The organism is Eubacterium barkeri, assembly GCF_900107125.1.
GTDB lineage: Bacteria > Bacillota > Clostridia > Eubacteriales > Eubacteriaceae > Eubacterium_O > Eubacterium_O barkeri.
Map to the genome: position 1 here is coordinate 62904 of NZ_FNOU01000015.1, position 16378 is coordinate 79281.

Consider the following 16378-nt stretch of genomic DNA (forward strand, 5'->3'; position numbering starts at 1 on the left):
ATGAAAAAGCTCTCTAAAAAAACCAAAACCATCGCCTCGGTGGTGGCACTGGCCCTTCTCTCTCTCCTCCTGGTGGTCATCGACCAGACGACGGCTTCTACGGATATGCTCCGGACTGTCCTCCAGCTTTCTGCCATTTACGCCCTGGCCACCCTGTCCATGAACCTCTTAAATGGCTTTACAGGCCTCTTTTCCCTGGGACAAGCAGGATTTATGGCGATCGGTGCTTACCTCTACGCCATTTTAACCATTCCGGTTTCAGCCAAACCCGGGGTGTATTATCTCTACGGTGTGGCTGATGCCATTGCCAATATCCAGCTCTCCCCCATTTTGGCCATTATCCTGGCGGGTGCCTTTGCCGCACTGCTGGCGGCCATTATCGGGGCGCCGGTTCTGCGTTTGAAAAGTGACTATTTCGCCATTGCCACCCTGGGCTTTGCAGAAATTGTCCGAATCCTGGTGGCCAGCTCTCTGTTCAACCAGATTACCAATGGTTCCCTGGGGTTAAAGGCTATTCCGGGCTACGACCAATTCTTACCCGGCATCATCCCACCCTTTTATGTGCCCTTTATCGTGGTGGCCATCTGCATTGTGGTCATCGTCCTTCTCATCAATAGCTCCTACGGACGGGCCTTTAAGGCCATCCGGGAGGATGAAATTGCAGCAGAAGCCATGGGGATTGGCCTGGCGAAGACCAAGCTGATGGCCTTCGTGTCCAGCTCCTTTTTTGCTGGTATCGCCGGGGCACTTCTGGCCATGTTCCTGGGTGCTGTCACCTCCACTACCTTTACGGTCATGCTGACCTACAATATTTTATTGATTATGGTCATCGGTGGGATGGGCAGCATCACCGGCAGTATCCTGGCCGCCTTCCTGGTGACCTTTGCCAAGGAATGGTGGCTGCGCTTCCTGGATGTTCCCATGACCATTGGCACCTTCCAGGTGCCCTTCCTGCGGACAGGCTTCCGAATGGTGGTCTTCTCCATCCTCCTCATGGTCGTGGTGCTCTTCTGGCGCCGGGGCATTATGGGACAGAATGAATTCTCCTGGGATGCCATTTACAATTGGGGACTTGCCTTAAAGAACAAGATTACCGGCAAGAAACCAGCCGATCCCGCAACAGGAGGTACTGACCATGAGTAATGAAACCATTCTTAGGGTGGCGGATGCCACCATGCAATTTGGGGGCGTTGTCGCCCTGGATAACCTGAATCTGAGCGTGGAAAAGGGACAGATTGTGGGTCTTATTGGCCCCAATGGTGCCGGGAAAACCACGGCCTTCAATGTCATTACCGGGGTTTATCCCCCCACCAACGGACAAATTCATTTCGAGGATCACCTGGTGGTGGAGGACCATCCCCGGGGAAAAATGAAAAAATTGTACACGGGCCAGAATAATGGGAAGTATACCACCACCAAACGATTAACCCCGGATAAGATTACCAAACTGGGCATCGCCCGGACCTTCCAAAATATCCGTCTGTTTAAAAGTCTGACGGTCTTTGATAACGTCCTTATTGCCAAGCATATGCGCATGAAGGGAAATATCTTTGCAGATACCTTCCGGATTAACCGCAAGGAAGAACAACGTATGAAGGAAGAGGTAACGGAGCTGTTACGCATTGTCGGCCTCCTGGATAATAAGGACGATATCGCCTCATCCCTTCCCTATGGGAAGCAGCGCCATCTGGAAATCGCAAGAGCCCTGGCCACCGAGCCTAAGCTCCTCCTTCTGGATGAACCCGCCGCCGGGATGAATCCCCAGGAAACCGATGAGCTGATGCACTTTGTCGCAAAGATTCGGGATGATTTTGATTTGTCCATTCTCATGATTGAGCATCATATGCAGTTTATCATGGGGATTTGTGAGAATATCTATGTGTTGGATTACGGCATTCTGATTGCCCAGGGGAATCCAGAGGAAGTGCAAAATAATCCCCGGGTTATTGAGGCGTATTTAGGAAAGGGCGAGGATTAATGCTAAAGATCGAAGACTTACATGTATATTACGGTGGCATCCACGCCCTGGACGGCGTGAGCCTGGAGGTCCCGGACCGCCAAATCATTTCCTTAATCGGTGCCAATGGTGCGGGAAAAAGCACAACCTTGAAAACCATTATGGGCCTGGTGCCTTCCAGTGAGGGAACCATCGCCTTTGACGGGACGGATATTACCAAGTTCCAAACCCGGGATATCGTAAAGGAAGGGATTGTCCTTTGCCCCGAGGGGCGACGGGTTTTTCCGGACCTCACCGTGGCGGAAAATCTGGCCATGGGGGCTTATCTGAGAAAGGATAAGGCGGGCATCCAGAAGGATAAGGAGTGGGTGTACACCCTCTTCCCAAGGCTTCTGGAACGGGAGTGGCAGACCGCAGGTACTCTTTCCGGAGGGGAACAGCAGATGCTGGCCGTGGGCCGGGCCCTCATGAGCCGTCCCAAGCTTCTGATGATGGATGAGCCCTCCCTGGGACTGGCTCCCCTGATCATTAAGGATATTTTCTCCATTATTAAAGAGATTAATGCCGCTGGAGTAAATGTGCTTCTTATTGAGCAAAATGCCAAGGCCGCCCTGGAAATTGCGGATTACGCCTACGTCCTGGAGACGGGCCGGATTACCTTATCGGGTACCGGAGCCGAGCTTCTGGCCAGCGAATCGGTGAAGAAGGCGTATTTGGGGGAATAAGCATACAGGAAATAAAAAAGCAGAGGCTTACCGCTGTGTTGTGCGGTAAGCCTTTGCTTTTAGGTTAGGACTAGACTGTTATATTATTCCCAACAGCCCCTACGTTGCACAACACTCAGCGAACGAAGGCTTCAATCTGCCGTATAACCTGCCCCAGGTCCAGTCCCCTTTCCTGGGCAATGCGCCGCAGGTCCTCGTACTCCGGGGTTTCCCGGTGGATGTCCCGGTAATCGCAGATTTTATAGGTCACCTCCCCCAGGGGGGTCTGACGTTTTTCAAAGCGCCGGTCCATACACAGGCGCGCTGCTTCGTACTTTCGAATCCCGATGGTGGTGGTCTCGGTGAGAAGGATATGCTCAAGCTTCGCCACATCGGCCTCCTCGGCCAGCACAGTGATGCGGATACCCGGGCGGTTTTTCTTCATCTGAATGGGGGTGTAGAACACATCCAGTGCTCCGGCCCCAAGGAGCCGCTCCATGGCGTAGCCTGCCATTTCTCCGGTCATATCATCCACATTGGTATCAATCACCGTCACCCGATCCTCAGGCGCCCCGGTGGTGTGTCCTTTAAAAATCCGCAGGGCATTGAGAATGCCGAAGTCCCGGCCGCCAAAGCCATAACCCACCGCATCCACCGCAAAGGCTGGACGATCGGCCTGATAGGTAGCCAGCTCGGCTAAAATGGCGACCCCAGTGGGGGTGGCCGCTTCCCCATTAATATGCTTTCCGTAGGTGGCAAAATCCGATCCCGCCAAAATTTCCGCCGTAGCAGGGGCTGGAACCGGGAGAATGCCATGGGCACAGCGCACGGTGCCACTGCCCACATTAACCGCTGATCCCCAGGTGAGCTCTGCCCCCAGGGCATGGTGGCAAATGGCGGCTCCCACAATATCCACAATGGAATCCACCGCACCTACCTCGTGAAAATGAACCTCCTCCACAGGTACCTGGTGAACCTTGGCCTCGGCCTGGGCCACCCGGGCGAAGATGGCCAGGGCCGTATCCTTTACCGCCCCATCCAAGATCGAGCCTTCAATCAGGGCGACAATATCCTTATAGCTGCGGTGGTGATGGTGATGGGCGGCCCCTTCATCGTATCCCGGGGCCGGATCTCCATGGGCATGGCCATGGTCCCCGTGATGGACGTGGCTGTGGTGACCGTGTCCCCCATCATGGTGATGCCCGGTTTCATCCACTAAAATCACATGGCAACGGGTACCCGCAATACCGTAGCGACTGGTTTTTTCCACCTCAATGCGGTATCCTGAGATCTCCAGCTTGTCAAGCTCTGCCTTCAAAAGCTCCGGGGAAATCCCTAAATCCAAATAGGCACCCAACACCATATCCCCACTGATTCCTGAGGTACATTCAATATAAAGGGTCTTTTTCATCACGCCTCCTCCGCCAACTTGTTAATTTTAGACGCCATGCAGGCGGCACCAAAGCCATTGTCAATATTTACCACCCCTACCCCGCTGGCACAGGAGGTGAGCATCCCCAGAAGAGCCGAGACCCCCCCAAAGCTGGCCCCATAGCCAATGCTGGTGGGTACAGCGATGACGGGCTTATCCGTCAGTCCTCCCACCACCGAGGCCAGGGCCCCTTCCATCCCGGCCACCACAATGAGTACCCGGGCCTGATTAATGACCGCCACCTTATCCAAAAGACGGTGGATGCCCGCCACCCCCACATCGTAGAGGCGCTCAACACTGTTCCCTAAAACCTGGGCCGTCACAGCGGCCTCCTCGGCCACGGGAATATCCGATGTCCCCGCTGAAACCACTAAGATCTTTCCAGTGGTGGCCTCGTAGGGCTTTCGACGAACCACCACGCTCCGGGCTTCCTCATAATACACCGCATCGGCAGTAATGGCCAGAATGGCCTCGTAAACCTCCCGACTAGCCCGGGAAGCCAGGATATTCCCATCGGTTTTCTCCAGCAGGTTGGCCACGATCCCCTGGATCTGGGGCAGAGTTTTCCCCGGACTATAAATCACCTCCGGAAAGCCCTTGCGCAGTTCCCGATGGTGATCCACCTTGGCATAGCCCAGGTCATCGTAGGGTAAAGTCTTTAAATCCGCCACGGCCCCCTCTACGGAAAGCTGTCCGGACTTAACTTGGTTTAATAACTCTTTTAGATGCTTTTCATTCATCCTGTGCCTCATCTTTCTCCCCTTGGGCCCGATTCATCTTGCCACAGCCATAGCCCTCTAAATCCAAGGTGATTTGCCGAACGCCCAGGGCCTTAAAGGCTTCAATTAAAGTCTGGCGGGCTGTCATGATTTTTCCAAAATCCTCGGGTGGGCATTCAATTTTAACCAAATCCCCCAAAAGTCGCAGGCGGTATTGGCGAAGCCCCAGGGCCTTCAACGCTTCCTCACCAGCCTCGATCAGGGCCAAGGCCCCGGCAGTGATGGGCGTGTCCGTTGGAATCCGGGTGGCCAGGCAGGCCATGGAGGGCTTAGTCGCTGTGGGCAGGCCATAATAGGCAGAAATCCCCCGAATATCTGCCTTGGTCATGCCTGCCAGCACAAAAGGACTAAGGACCTGCATTTCCCTAAGGGCCGCAATGCCCGGGCGGTAATCCTTGCCGTCATCCAGATTGGAGCCATCCACAATGGTGGTGATCCCCTCGGTCAGCGCACGATTTTTAATGGCGGTAAAGATTTCTTTTTTGCAAAAGTAACACCGCCGGGGTCCGTTTTCCACAAAGGGTTGGAAACCGCACACATCCACGGGAATGGTGATGAGCTTTGCCCCCAGGCTTTTGGCCAGGGCCTGGGCCTCGGTGAATTCACTCCGGGGCAGCATGGCCCCATCGGCCGTGATGGCAATGCAGTCCTCCCCCAGGACCTCCTGGGCTACCCGGAGCAACAGGGCACTGTCCACCCCTCCGGAATAGGCCACGCAAAGGGGACCATGGCTTCCCAGGATGCCCTTTAGTGTTTCAAGTTTGTGTTGTAAGTCATTTTTCATTAAAACCTTCCGTTCCGAATTGAATTCATGTACCCTTCTATTTTAGTCGATTCCACGACCATACTCAAGTCACCCGTAAATTTATTAGTCCTCTTTTATAATTTCTAAATATTGATTGGTAAAATCGCCGAGGGTCAGATGCCCTTCAATGTAATCAATGTTTACCGGGTGTCCTGCCTTTTTTTCCAGGCGCCACAGTAAATCTGCCATTCCCAGAGAATCGCCCCCCAAATCTAAAACAAAGTGGGTGTCCATACCCATACCCTCAGCCGATATACCCAGCACCTGAGACCACACATCAGCCATTTCTGCATATTTTCCAGTGAGGGCCTCCCCTGGGCCATCCCCGAGGGTAAAGAAGGCCTGGGCATAATCTCCTTGCTCCAAGGCAAAGGACAGGGCCAGGCGATTGATTTTACCCGAGGCGGTTACCGGAAGCTGGGACAGGCAGACCCCATAGCTGGGGCTCAGGTGCCAATAACCCGCCAGGCGTTTAGCCGCCTCCCGGATCTGATCCTCTGAGCCCGTTCCAAAGAGCACCAGCTGAGGCTGTGTTTCCCCGGTCAGGATCCCCTGGGCAATCACGACTGCCTCATCCTCTCCAGAAGCCGTTCGCTCCAGATCGGTCACCAGGTATTTTTTGCCATTGTGGATGATGATGTTCTTACTCCGTCCAAAAATAGTCAGCCAGCCCCTTCGAAACCAACCTAAATCCCCGGTGTCAAAGCTGCCATCGGCCATGACCCCCGGGTGGGCTTCAGCATGACAGGGATAATATCCCTTCATCACATTGGATCCCCGGACGATTACATGGCCCAGGTGCTCTTCAGGGAGAACCCTTCCCTCCTCATCCCGTATCTCCACGGTATTACAAGCATCCAGCACCCCTACAGACACCCGAATCAGGGCGTCCTCTTCGGGCTCACAAAAAAATATCCGATCCCCCACCCTCAGATGATCGTTTAAAAAGGCATCCACCCGCAGGGGTGTCCTCACGGGAGTGTAGGCCACTCCCATAGTCGTTTCACTAAGGCCATAGGCCGGGCTCAGGGTGCAGGGTCGAAATCCCAGGGGTGCCAGCCGTGCTTCCAAATCCCACAAGGGCTTTGGCGATACATCCTCACCCCCCACAAAGCAAATGTGCATGGCGGACAAATCCGCCTCCTCAGGCAACGCGGCCGTCAGCAAGGCCTCTACCCCGAAGAGGGGCAGCCCTGAAATGGTAGCCTGAAAGGCACTGGCCTCCCGAACCCAGATGGCCGGATCCCTCAGGAAACAGGCCGGATGGATGAGGCGCTGGGGAAAGCCGCCCACCAAGGGGACCAGATGGTTTGCGATCAACCCAAAGCAATGGGACAGGGGCAGCCAGCTAATGTAGCGCTCGGTGACCCCGGGCCGCACCACGACACTGCTGGCGATGCCCCCTTCCAAGAGATTCTTCAGGGTCAAGACGGCGGCCCTGGGGGCACTGGTCGTCCCCGAGGTAAATTGCAGCATCCCCGGATCGTCGTCCAGCCCCGGTACCACCTGACCCGGTCCCCCCCGGGTAAGGGCCCGCAGGGGCAGGACCCTTTTCCCCGATGCTCCGGCAGAATCCTCAAGATCCGTGATCACCCAAGGCGCCTCCAGACTTTCCAGGGCTTTTTCAAAAATGGCCCGGGATGCCGCATCCCGGGGGATGGCCAAAACAGCCGGTACATAACCGCCAAGGATAGCCCCCCACAGGCTGGTAATGGTCTGTCGAATACTGCGGCACTGAAGGACCAGTGGAGCCCCCACCGGGATTCCCTGGGCCTGGTATCCGCCCAGCAAAACCTTAGCATCGTCCACCAAATCACTGTAGGTCATGGCTATGCGGCTCCCGTCCATCTCAATCATGTCAATGGGGGCAGTATTGCCTTGTAAGCGTAAAAAAACGTCCTGGATATTCATGCCCTATACCATCGTATACCCGCCATCTACCGTCAGTACCTGACCGACGACATAGTCACTTTCCGGAGAGCTTAGGAAGGAAACCGCCCCCAGGAGATCCTCGGGCTTGCCCAAACGGCCTGCCGGGGTAACGCGGATGTGCTCATCCAAGGCGTATTTGGGGAAGTTGCTCTTGGCCATATCGGTTACCACCACCCCTGGTGCCAGGGCATTCACCTGGATTCCAAGCTTGGCGGCCTCCCGGGCCAGGGCCTTAGTGAACGCAATAACCCCACCCTTGGCGGCAGAATAATGGGTGAAGCCAAAGCCCCCCACCCGACCGGCAATGGAGGCCACATTAATAATTTTACCGGATTTCTGTTCTTCCATCACCGCGTAAACGGCATGGGTGACCAGGAAGGTCCCGTTTAAATCAATGTCAATAACGGTCTTCCAATCTTCGAAGGTCATGGCTGAGAAAATCTTCACCGGAAAAATACCCGCATTGTTAATCAGGACATCGATGCGTCCATACTTGGCCATAACGCCATCCACCATGGCTGCAACAGACGTCTCATCCGTAATATTGCACCCCATGGCCAGGGTATCACCGGACAGGGCAGACGCCGCAGCCACTGCCGCCTCCTCATCGATATCTGCAATAACCACCGAAGCCCCTAATCCATCCAGATACTCCGCCATGGTATAGCCGATTCCCCGGGCCGATCCCGTGATGATCACCACCTGACCTTCATGTTTACCGGCCATTTTAAAGAGCCTCCATTTCACCGATGGTCTGGCCCACCGCCACCCGATCCTTCTCCTCTGCCAAAAGGGCCGTAATGGTCCCCGCAGCCGGTGCCTCGATATAGGCCGAAATTTTATCCGTGGCAATCTCTGCAATATTCTGACCCGCCTCAACGGATTCCCCAGGCCCCACCAGCCATTGCCGTAACTTGATATCCTCTGCACCCTCTGCAAACTTTGGTACAATAATTGCTGTTGTCATCATAACGCCTCCTTCTGGGTTCTGCCCACTGGCAAATCCTCCAATGCGGCTGCTCTGGCCGTTCTTCCAAAAATACGACAAAATGCTTTTAAATACTCATCCCGAACCTGGGGCAGGGTTGGCCTCACCCCCAGGCATGCCATGGAAATCACGCCTCGATCCCGAATCCCACAGGGAATAATCGCCCTGAAATGGGTCAGGTCTGGGGCCACATTCATGGCCATTCCATGGGCACAAATACCATGGGATATCTCAAGTCCCAGGGCAGCGATTTTAGCCAGCTCCCCGGTGCCAGGGTCTGTCACCCACACCCCGGATAAGCCCCGGAGTCGTGTTGCTCCAATATCAAAAGCCGCCAGGGTATCCATGGCCACCTGCTCCAAAAGGCGAACAAAGGCCACGGCCCCCGGGGCATAATCCTCAAAGGCCACAATGGCTGAAATAACCAGCTGTCCCGGGCCATGATAGCTCACATCCCCGCCCCGGCTCACTGACACCACATCAAAACCCTGGGTCCGGTACTCCTCCCGGCTGTGGAGAAGGTTTTCTTCATGGGCATCCCGACCAAGGGTTATGGTGGGCGGGTTCTCCTGGAACAACAAAATATCCGGGATGTCCCCAGCCACCCGATGACGGTGAAGTTCCCCCTGAATGCAAAAAGCCCCTTCGTAATCCACCTTACCCAGATCCATCCAACGTATTTCCTTCTCCATGCTAATCCTCGTCCAAATGATATTGGCTGATTTTACGGTACAGGGTACTTCTGGAAATCCCCAGAAAGGCCGCCGCTTTCTTTTTATCCCCCAGACGTCGAATGGCCTCCCGGATAGCCTGCATTTCCAGGGCCTTTAAATCCGGTGGTACCGTCTCCCCAGCTGTCGGACCTTCAGAAACAGGCATCATCACCGCACCCACACTGATCTGCTGGGGCAGGTAATCCGATATGAAATAATCGTCAATGCGATTTTTCTCTGTAAAGTAAATCGCCTGTTCAATGGCATGGCGAAACTGACGGACATTTCCCGGCCAATCGTAGCCCTCAAGGACCCGAATCGTAGAAGGCAATAGCGGTGCAATGGTCTTCCCAAATTTTTCCGATAGCTCCTTCATAAAAGCCTCGGCTAAAATAGGAATATCCCCGGGGCGATCTTTTAAGGCTGGAATCTTAATCTCCAACACGTTAAGCCGATAGTACAAATCCTGGCGGAAGCGTTTTTCCTTAACCGCCTCCAGCAAATTCTGGTTGGTGGCGGCGATCACCCGAAGGTTCACCGGGATGTCCTTCGTGCCGCCAATACGCTGGACATAGCGCTCCTGAAGAACCCGGAGAAGCACCGTCTGGGTATTCATGGACATCTCCCCTATTTCATCCAGGAAGATGGTCCCCCCCTCAGCCAGCTCAAACTTTCCCTTCCGCCCATGGCGGCTGGCCCCGGTGAAGGATCCCTCCTCGTAGCCAAAAAGAATGCTCTCCATGAGATTCTCGGGGATGGCCGCACAATTCACTGCCACAAAGGGCTGATTGCTCTGATGGGCATTATGCACCGCCTGGGCAAACATTTCCTTACCCGTGCCGCTATCCCCCAATAGGAGAATGGTGGAGTCTCCACTGGAGGCCACCTTGGCCAAATGGACGGACCGGAGAAGGCTTGAGCTTTCCCCCAGGATATCGTCGAAGGTAAACCGGGTGCCCTTACGCACATCCCGATTGATCGCAGCCTTGTGCTTTAAGTCCTTTAAGGTAGCCACGACCCCGGCCACATCGCCGTTATCGTGTCGTATAAGGCGCTGATTCACCAGGCAGTTAATACTGCCCGTCCCAGTCACCAGCCGTTTTTCCCGGGTGACGGCCTGAAGCTTTCCGGTCCCATCCGCCAGAATATTCTCCCCCTCCATAATATCTAAAATATTCTTTCCATAGGAATCAAAGGTCGTGGTATTTAAAATCTTGGCACCATCGGAGTTAATTCCAATGATCTTCCCATTGACATCCACTGCCACTACCCCCTTATCCATGGATTCCATCACCGCCTTAAGGTAATGGTTGGTGAGGTCCAGCTGGCGGCTGGACTCTGCAATGCACAGCTGGCGGGTAATGGCCTTTGTGGCGGCCACCACCATTCCCAGGGTGTGGGGGAAGCTGAATTCCTTGGGACCAGACATATCCAGCACCCCCAGAAGCTGCCCCTGGGCATCAAAAATAGGGGATGCCGAACAGGTCAGCCCATGGTAGCATTTAAAATAGTGCTCCTCTCCAATGACCTGGATGGGTTGGGCCGTGATAATAGCCAGTCCCGTTGCATTGGTTCCTGCCCGCTTCTCGTTCCAGATACTGCCTTGGACCAGGTTCCTTGTAAAGGCCTCCTCCAATATTTCCGGATCACAAATCAGCTCCAGCACCACCCCATCCACATCAGTTAGGGTGGTGGAAAACCCAGAGCCTGCCACAAATTCCTGAAGTTCCATCATAAAAGGGATGCTCTCATCCAGAAGATTCCGATTTTTCCGGACCCGTTCCTGGAAATCCCCCTCTGACACCACCGGCGTTCGGTTCAGTGCCAGGGGGTCAAGCCCTAATGCCCTGCAACGCTTCCAGGAAGCGCTGATATCAGGCCGGAGCGTCTCCGAAAAAACCCCCTCCTCATAATACCTGCACCAATCCCTGTACAGCCTTTCGAAATCAGGCATAAATACCATGATGGACCTCCTTACACTAACTCCCGGGAGGGGGAAGTGATCTTATCCGCCCCCTCCTTATTCATTAAAAAATCAATCGATATCCTGTCCAGCGGCCATCTTCTGCAAATCGGTATTCAGCTTGGAGAAAATATAAACCGGTGCACATCCCGGATAATAAACCACTTTCTTGGCTTTTTTTGCCCCTTCTCGAACGGCATCTGCCGTTTCAAATTTTTCCCAGCAATCCCCACAGATAAACACCGTTTTATCCACACAAATTTCCGGATCAAAGGAAGGAACTCCACCGGCAATGACCACAACTTCTCCCCGTTCCTTTAAGAACTTATCCATATTGATGCCACTGATGGCAAAGCTGTCCAGGGCCCCCCGAACATTGACATAGCAGCCATCACAGGTCTGCTGCATACAACAGGTCAGTCCATTGTACATCCCGATGGGATCGCCATTGGGGCGTTTAAAATGCTTCATCACAGAGGCGACGGGTTCTCCCAAAACCTCTATATTATCCAGGTTAATCTCACCCAGGCCATCCGTACCGGCACAGCGTACCGCAGGGATCTCCATGGGATCGAACCCCATGATCGAGCAGGCGACGGCATCCACCGAGGGGGTACTGCGCCCAGCCACAATTAAGTCCATTTCAATGGGGGTTCCCGCATGGGGTCCCTGGCCTTCCATACCGATAACCGCGTCAACAATGGTCAGATCCGCCTGGCGAATCTTCAGACAATCCGCCATCTTTTGGCCCAAATCAATGCGATGGCACCCCTGCTGCTGGCCACTGGGATGACAGTTTGGAATAATCCCATTCCAATTCTTAATCCCCAGGGTTACCGTTCCGGCCAGGTGGACCTTCATCTTCGGCAGATTGATGACCACATCCGCATCCAGGAAGGGCTTAAATACCGTAGCATGCTTAAAGACCTTGGCCCCGGGAACATCCATGGGGAGCACTTCCTTCTCATCAAAGTAAATCACCTCATCCGCACCGCCAAGACGAGCGGCTTCCTCCATCCCCGATTCGGCAAAAGCTGGTTTTGCCCGTCCGACGTGCATGCCCAGGGAAGGATTGTCCCCCACAACAACCTTACCGGCTTTGGAATTTTCCTTCACATAGGATACCACCGCCTCAATGGTCCGGGGGTCCACTACTGCAAAGCTTTCCGGAGGTGCCTGAAAAGCCAGATTGGGCTTAATCAGAACATAATCCCCTTCCTTGATGATTTCATCAAGGGAGCCCACAGACAGCTCGATGGCCTTCCCCACCGCTGCCTTGATTTTCTGAATATCCTCTTCCACCCGAACATACTTGCCGGCCAAGAACTGATCATTCCCCTCCGGTCTCTCCACTTTCACGACAGCGACTTTTGGTTTACTCATCATATTGCTCCTTTTGGTATCCCTACCGGTTATTCCCAGCGGACTGGGTACCTTATATTAAAGCAAGAGCCATGCCAATTATCCACATGGTCTGTAAACCTTTGTTTCTGGCCTTATTATAGCATCCTACCCTTGGGTGTATCATAATGACACACAGATGTGTGCCACTTTGTGTCCCATTTTCGGTCACAAGAAACACTTTTTGATGGATCCTTTGCTTCCCCTTAAATCCATTTCTTCCTCCCTTAAGTTTGGGACATGCTACAGAATACCGGACTATACTAAAGTCAATCAAACCCATCATAAGGAGGTTCGTTATGTTAAACCATGAGCGCGTCCGAGTTGTTCAATATGGCTGTGGAAAAATGGCAAAGGTCATCATCCGCTATCTCTACGAAAAGGGAGCGGAGATCGTCGGTGCCATTGATGTCAATCCCGATGTTGTTGGGATGGATGTTGGCATTTTTGCCGGATTGGATATGGAATTAGGTGTCACCATTCAGGATGATGCAGAAGCTGTGTTGGATCATTGTGATGCCAATATCGCCGTCGTTACCCTCTTTAGCTTCGTTGAGGATTGCTTCCCCCATTTTCAAGCCTGTCTCTCCCGGGGGATCAATGTCATTTCGACCTGTGAAGAGCTTACGGATTCCTGGAGTACGGCCAGTCCCCTGACCAACACACTGGATCGCCTGGCAAAGGACAATTTCTGTACCTTGACGGGCAGCGGAATGGAGGATATCTTTTGGATTAATCTCATCGGGTATGTGGCCGGTGGGGTTCAAAATATCACCCGAATTGAAGGTGCTGTCAGCTATAATGTAGAAGAATACGGCCTGGCTCTGGCCAAGGCCCATGGGGTCGACTTGAGCCCTGAGGCTTTCGAAGAAACCCTGGCCCACCCCGATGTGCTGGAGCCTTCTTATGTGTGGAATTCCAATGAGGCCCTGTGCCGTTTGATGGGCTGGACCATCAAATCCCAAAATCAAAAATGTGTGCCTTATTATCACCATTCCCCCATTCTTTCCCAGACCATGGGCAAAACCATTGAGCCTGGCCGGGTCATTGGAATGGGTGCAGTGGTTACTACCGAAACCTTCCAGGGACCCATCATTGAAACCTCTTGTATCGGGAAGGTCTACGGACCAGATGATGGTGATTTATGCGATTGGAAAATTATCGGCGAACCCGATACTACTTTCTCCGTGGCTAAGCCCGCCACAGTTGAACACACCTGTGCCACCATCGTCAATCGTATTCCCACAGTAATCAATGCCCAGCCTGGCTATATCACCGTCGATCAGCTGGATCGCCTGCGGTATTTGAGTTATCCCATGGGGCTTTATGTCGATCCGTGGAATTAGACAATGCTGATTCAATAAAATGAAAGGCCTTTTAAGACAAGAAACGACTCACTCTGTCCTATGTGTAGGAGAGGGGTCGTTTCTTGCTTTTTAAATATTAATTATTCTTTTTTTACTCTGTTCCCTGTCGTAAGCAATTCCTTGGGTGATGCCCCCATCCGATTGACAGATTGGCTGTTTCGATCCATGTCCTTCAATAAAGGGTGACTCTACATCAATAACAGAATTGGGACAGATAGAGACTTCAAGCCACATCCCTCAGCGAGGGGTGACACTACATTTTTGCCAAATACCAGGACAATGTGACATTTCAATCCACACTCCTCAGCGAGGGGTGACAAATTAACACTGTGTAGCCGTCTTGCAACAGGGATTTCAATCCACACTCCTCAGCGAGGGGTGACTGGAAACGGGCTGGGTACCGGGCTATACCGGTTAAATTTCAATCCACACCCCTCAACGAGGGGTGACAATGGCCCCCTGGACCCCACCAACAATTTCCCAATTTCAATCCACACCCCTCAACGAGGGGTGACATAACCCCTCAGCGAGGGGTGACTAAATTACCAGATAACCAGAGGGCCTTCTAATCTGATTTCAATCCACACCCCTCAGCGAGGGGTGACCGTCGCCCTTTTCGGTGGCAATGTCAACAATGGGTCATTTCAATCCACACCCCTCAGCGAGGGGTGACGGTTGAGACTGAGAATGCCCTGACCTGCTCCTGCATTTCAATCCACACCCCTCAGCGAGGGGTGACCGTCGCCCTTTTCGGTGGCAATGTCAACAATGGGTCATTTCAATCCACACCCCTCAGCGAGGGGTGACGGTTGAGACTGAGAATGCCCTGACCTGCTCCTGCATTTCAATCCACACCCCTCAGCGAGGGGTGACGAAAATCCAATTAATGTAACCCATAAGCTGGGTAGATTTCAATCCACACCCCTCAGCGAGGGGTGACAGGAAGATAACAAACCCAATATAAACAAGGTTTCATTTCAATCCACACCCCTCAGCGAGGGGTGACATCCTAGATTTTTCAATTGCTCAACAAAACTATATTTCAATCCACACCCCTCAGCGAGGGGTGACAATAGCAATGCACGGATACACTCAAACTGGTAACATTTCAATCCACACCCCTCAGCGAGGGGTGACATGTTATGTAATCATAATACAATAAAAGTTAATATTTCAATCCACACCCCTCAGCGAGGGGTGACCTTACGTTCCTGTATTTATAGCAAATGGATTTTATATTTCAATCCACACCCCTCAGCGAGGGGTGACCCGCATACCCCATAATAATTTCGTTAAAAACACCAATTTCAATCCACACCCCTCAGCGAGGGGTGACAATGAACCATATACCGACAATCGGGTGAAATCGGATTTCAATCCACACCCCTCAGCGAGGGGTGACCCATTCCGGTCATCAATATGTAAAGCACCTTTCAATTTCAATCCACACCCCTCAGCGAGGGGTGACAAGAAAGGAATATTAACCATGGCCATGAATAAGATTTCAATCCACACCCCTCAGCGAGGGGTGACGTTGTTCTGTTCCTCTTATATTTTATACTTTTTTCATTTCAATCCACACCCCTCAGCGAGGGGTGACGGCGCATGTTTAAGGCATCTATAGGAATCTAAAGATTTCAATCCACACCCCTCAGCGAGGGGTGACAAGCGGCGCGGAAATGCCAGCGCATTATTTTCAATTTCAATCCACACCCCTCAGCGAGGGGTGACATTTTCCGTTTGATGTTGATTTATTGAATGACCGATTTCAATCCACACCCCTCAGCGAGGGGTGACTTGAAGGAGTAGAAGCAACCATTGGTGAAATAGCAATTTCAATCCACACCCCTCAGCGAGGGGTGACGCTTTGGCGTCAGCAGCTTGGTAGAGCTGCCCAAAATTTCAATCCACACCCCTCAGCGAGGGGTGACGGGAAATGGATCTGGTTTGTTGCCGTAAATCGAAGATTTCAATCCACACCCCTCAGCGAGGGGTGACATACCATTGCTTATTTTGTTCATGTTTGTACCTCGATGATTTCAATCCACACCCCTCAGCGAGGGGTGACAAATGCGGATTTTATAACGAGGACCCGGTGTATATTTCAATCCACACCCCTCAGCGAGGGGTGACAAGGAAATCATTGAAGAGCTCGATCAACTCAGGATCAATTTCAATCCACACCCCTCAGCGAGGGGTGACCCTACGTACGCTGTGTACTACTCTCGATTTGGAGATTTCAATCCACACCCCTCAGCGAGGGGTGACGATCCATAGCCCGGCTCGTTTAACCAAAAAACTTGGATTTCAATCCACACCCCTCAGCGAGGGGTGACC

Annotated in this window: 13 protein-coding genes and 1 CRISPR repeat array; of the genes, 4 read left to right on the forward strand and 9 right to left on the reverse strand. The window is 52.9% G+C overall.

The annotated features are described in order from the left end of the window. Genes BLU30_RS09525 through BLU30_RS09535 form a run of 3 tightly spaced genes read left to right on the forward strand, consistent with a single transcriptional unit; the run spans position 1 to position 2682 of the window. Complete coding sequence (locus tag BLU30_RS09525; RefSeq protein WP_090245841.1) at positions 1-1143, forward strand: branched-chain amino acid ABC transporter permease; 1143 nt, start codon at positions 1-3, stop codon at positions 1141-1143. Next, positions 1136-1978 (forward strand): ABC transporter ATP-binding protein, encoded by an 843-nt coding sequence (locus BLU30_RS09530; protein WP_090245843.1) that lies wholly within the window; start codon positions 1136-1138, stop codon positions 1976-1978. The genes BLU30_RS09525 and BLU30_RS09530 overlap by 8 nt, the downstream gene beginning before the upstream one ends. Next, entirely contained in the window at positions 1978-2682 is a 705-nt protein-coding gene (locus BLU30_RS09535) for an ABC transporter ATP-binding protein (RefSeq protein ID WP_090245845.1), read from the forward strand. Before BLU30_RS09530 ends, BLU30_RS09535 begins: the two co-directional genes overlap by 1 nt. A gap of 115 nt (positions 2683-2797) precedes the next feature. Here BLU30_RS09535 and larC read toward each other — a convergent pair whose 3' ends face one another. The 9 genes from larC to BLU30_RS09580 all read right to left on the reverse strand — a co-directional run bounded on the left by larC (position 2798) and on the right by BLU30_RS09580 (position 12656). Next, positions 2798-4072: a nickel pincer cofactor biosynthesis protein LarC gene (gene larC / locus BLU30_RS09540; protein WP_090245847.1), complete on the reverse strand. Its 1275-nt coding sequence runs from the start codon at positions 4070-4072 to the stop codon at positions 2798-2800. After that, a complete protein-coding gene (gene larB, locus BLU30_RS09545) occupies positions 4072-4833 on the reverse strand; it encodes a nickel pincer cofactor biosynthesis protein LarB (RefSeq protein ID WP_090245849.1) in 762 nt (253 codons plus the stop codon). Before larB ends, larC begins: the two co-directional genes overlap by 1 nt. Next, positions 4826-5656: an ATP-dependent sacrificial sulfur transferase LarE gene (gene larE / locus BLU30_RS09550; RefSeq protein WP_090245851.1), complete on the reverse strand. Its 831-nt coding sequence runs from the start codon at positions 5654-5656 to the stop codon at positions 4826-4828. Before larE ends, larB begins: the two co-directional genes overlap by 8 nt. A gap of 84 nt (positions 5657-5740) precedes the next feature. Continuing rightward, complete coding sequence (locus BLU30_RS09555; RefSeq protein WP_090245852.1) at positions 5741-7588, reverse strand: non-ribosomal peptide synthetase; 1848 nt, start codon at positions 7586-7588, stop codon at positions 5741-5743. Between the two features lie 3 nt (positions 7589-7591). Next, on the reverse strand, positions 7592-8335 hold the full coding sequence (locus tag BLU30_RS09560) for an SDR family NAD(P)-dependent oxidoreductase (RefSeq protein ID WP_090245854.1): 744 nt from the start codon (positions 8333-8335) through the stop codon (positions 7592-7594). 1 nt (position 8336) lies between these two features. Further along, positions 8337-8579, reverse strand: coding sequence for a lipoyl domain-containing protein (locus BLU30_RS09565; RefSeq protein ID WP_090245856.1), 243 nt, complete (start codon positions 8577-8579; stop codon positions 8337-8339). Continuing rightward, positions 8576-9289: a lipoyl(octanoyl) transferase LipB gene (gene lipB, locus BLU30_RS09570; protein ID WP_090245858.1), complete on the reverse strand. Its 714-nt coding sequence runs from the start codon at positions 9287-9289 to the stop codon at positions 8576-8578. Before lipB ends, BLU30_RS09565 begins: the two co-directional genes overlap by 4 nt. Position 9290: 1 nt before the next feature. Then, positions 9291-11273 carry a sigma-54-dependent Fis family transcriptional regulator gene (locus tag BLU30_RS09575; RefSeq protein ID WP_090245860.1) on the reverse strand — a complete coding sequence of 661 codons (1983 nt, stop codon included), beginning with the start codon at positions 11271-11273 and terminating at the stop codon, positions 9291-9293. A 72-nt stretch (positions 11274-11345) separates the two neighbouring features. Next, on the reverse strand, positions 11346-12656 hold the full coding sequence (locus tag BLU30_RS09580; protein WP_090245862.1) for a DUF362 domain-containing protein: 1311 nt from the start codon (positions 12654-12656) through the stop codon (positions 11346-11348). 317 nt (positions 12657-12973) lie between these two features. Between BLU30_RS09580 and BLU30_RS09585 the strand changes: the two genes are divergently transcribed. Then, positions 12974-14020, forward strand: coding sequence for an NAD(P)H-dependent amine dehydrogenase family protein (locus tag BLU30_RS09585; protein ID WP_090245863.1), 1047 nt, complete (start codon positions 12974-12976; stop codon positions 14018-14020). A 241-nt stretch (positions 14021-14261) separates the two neighbouring features. Then, a CRISPR array of direct repeats spans positions 14262-16377; the repeat unit is 32 nt; unit sequence ATTTCAATCCACACCCCTCAGCGAGGGGTGAC. The last annotated feature ends 1 nt before the right edge of the window (position 16378 follow it).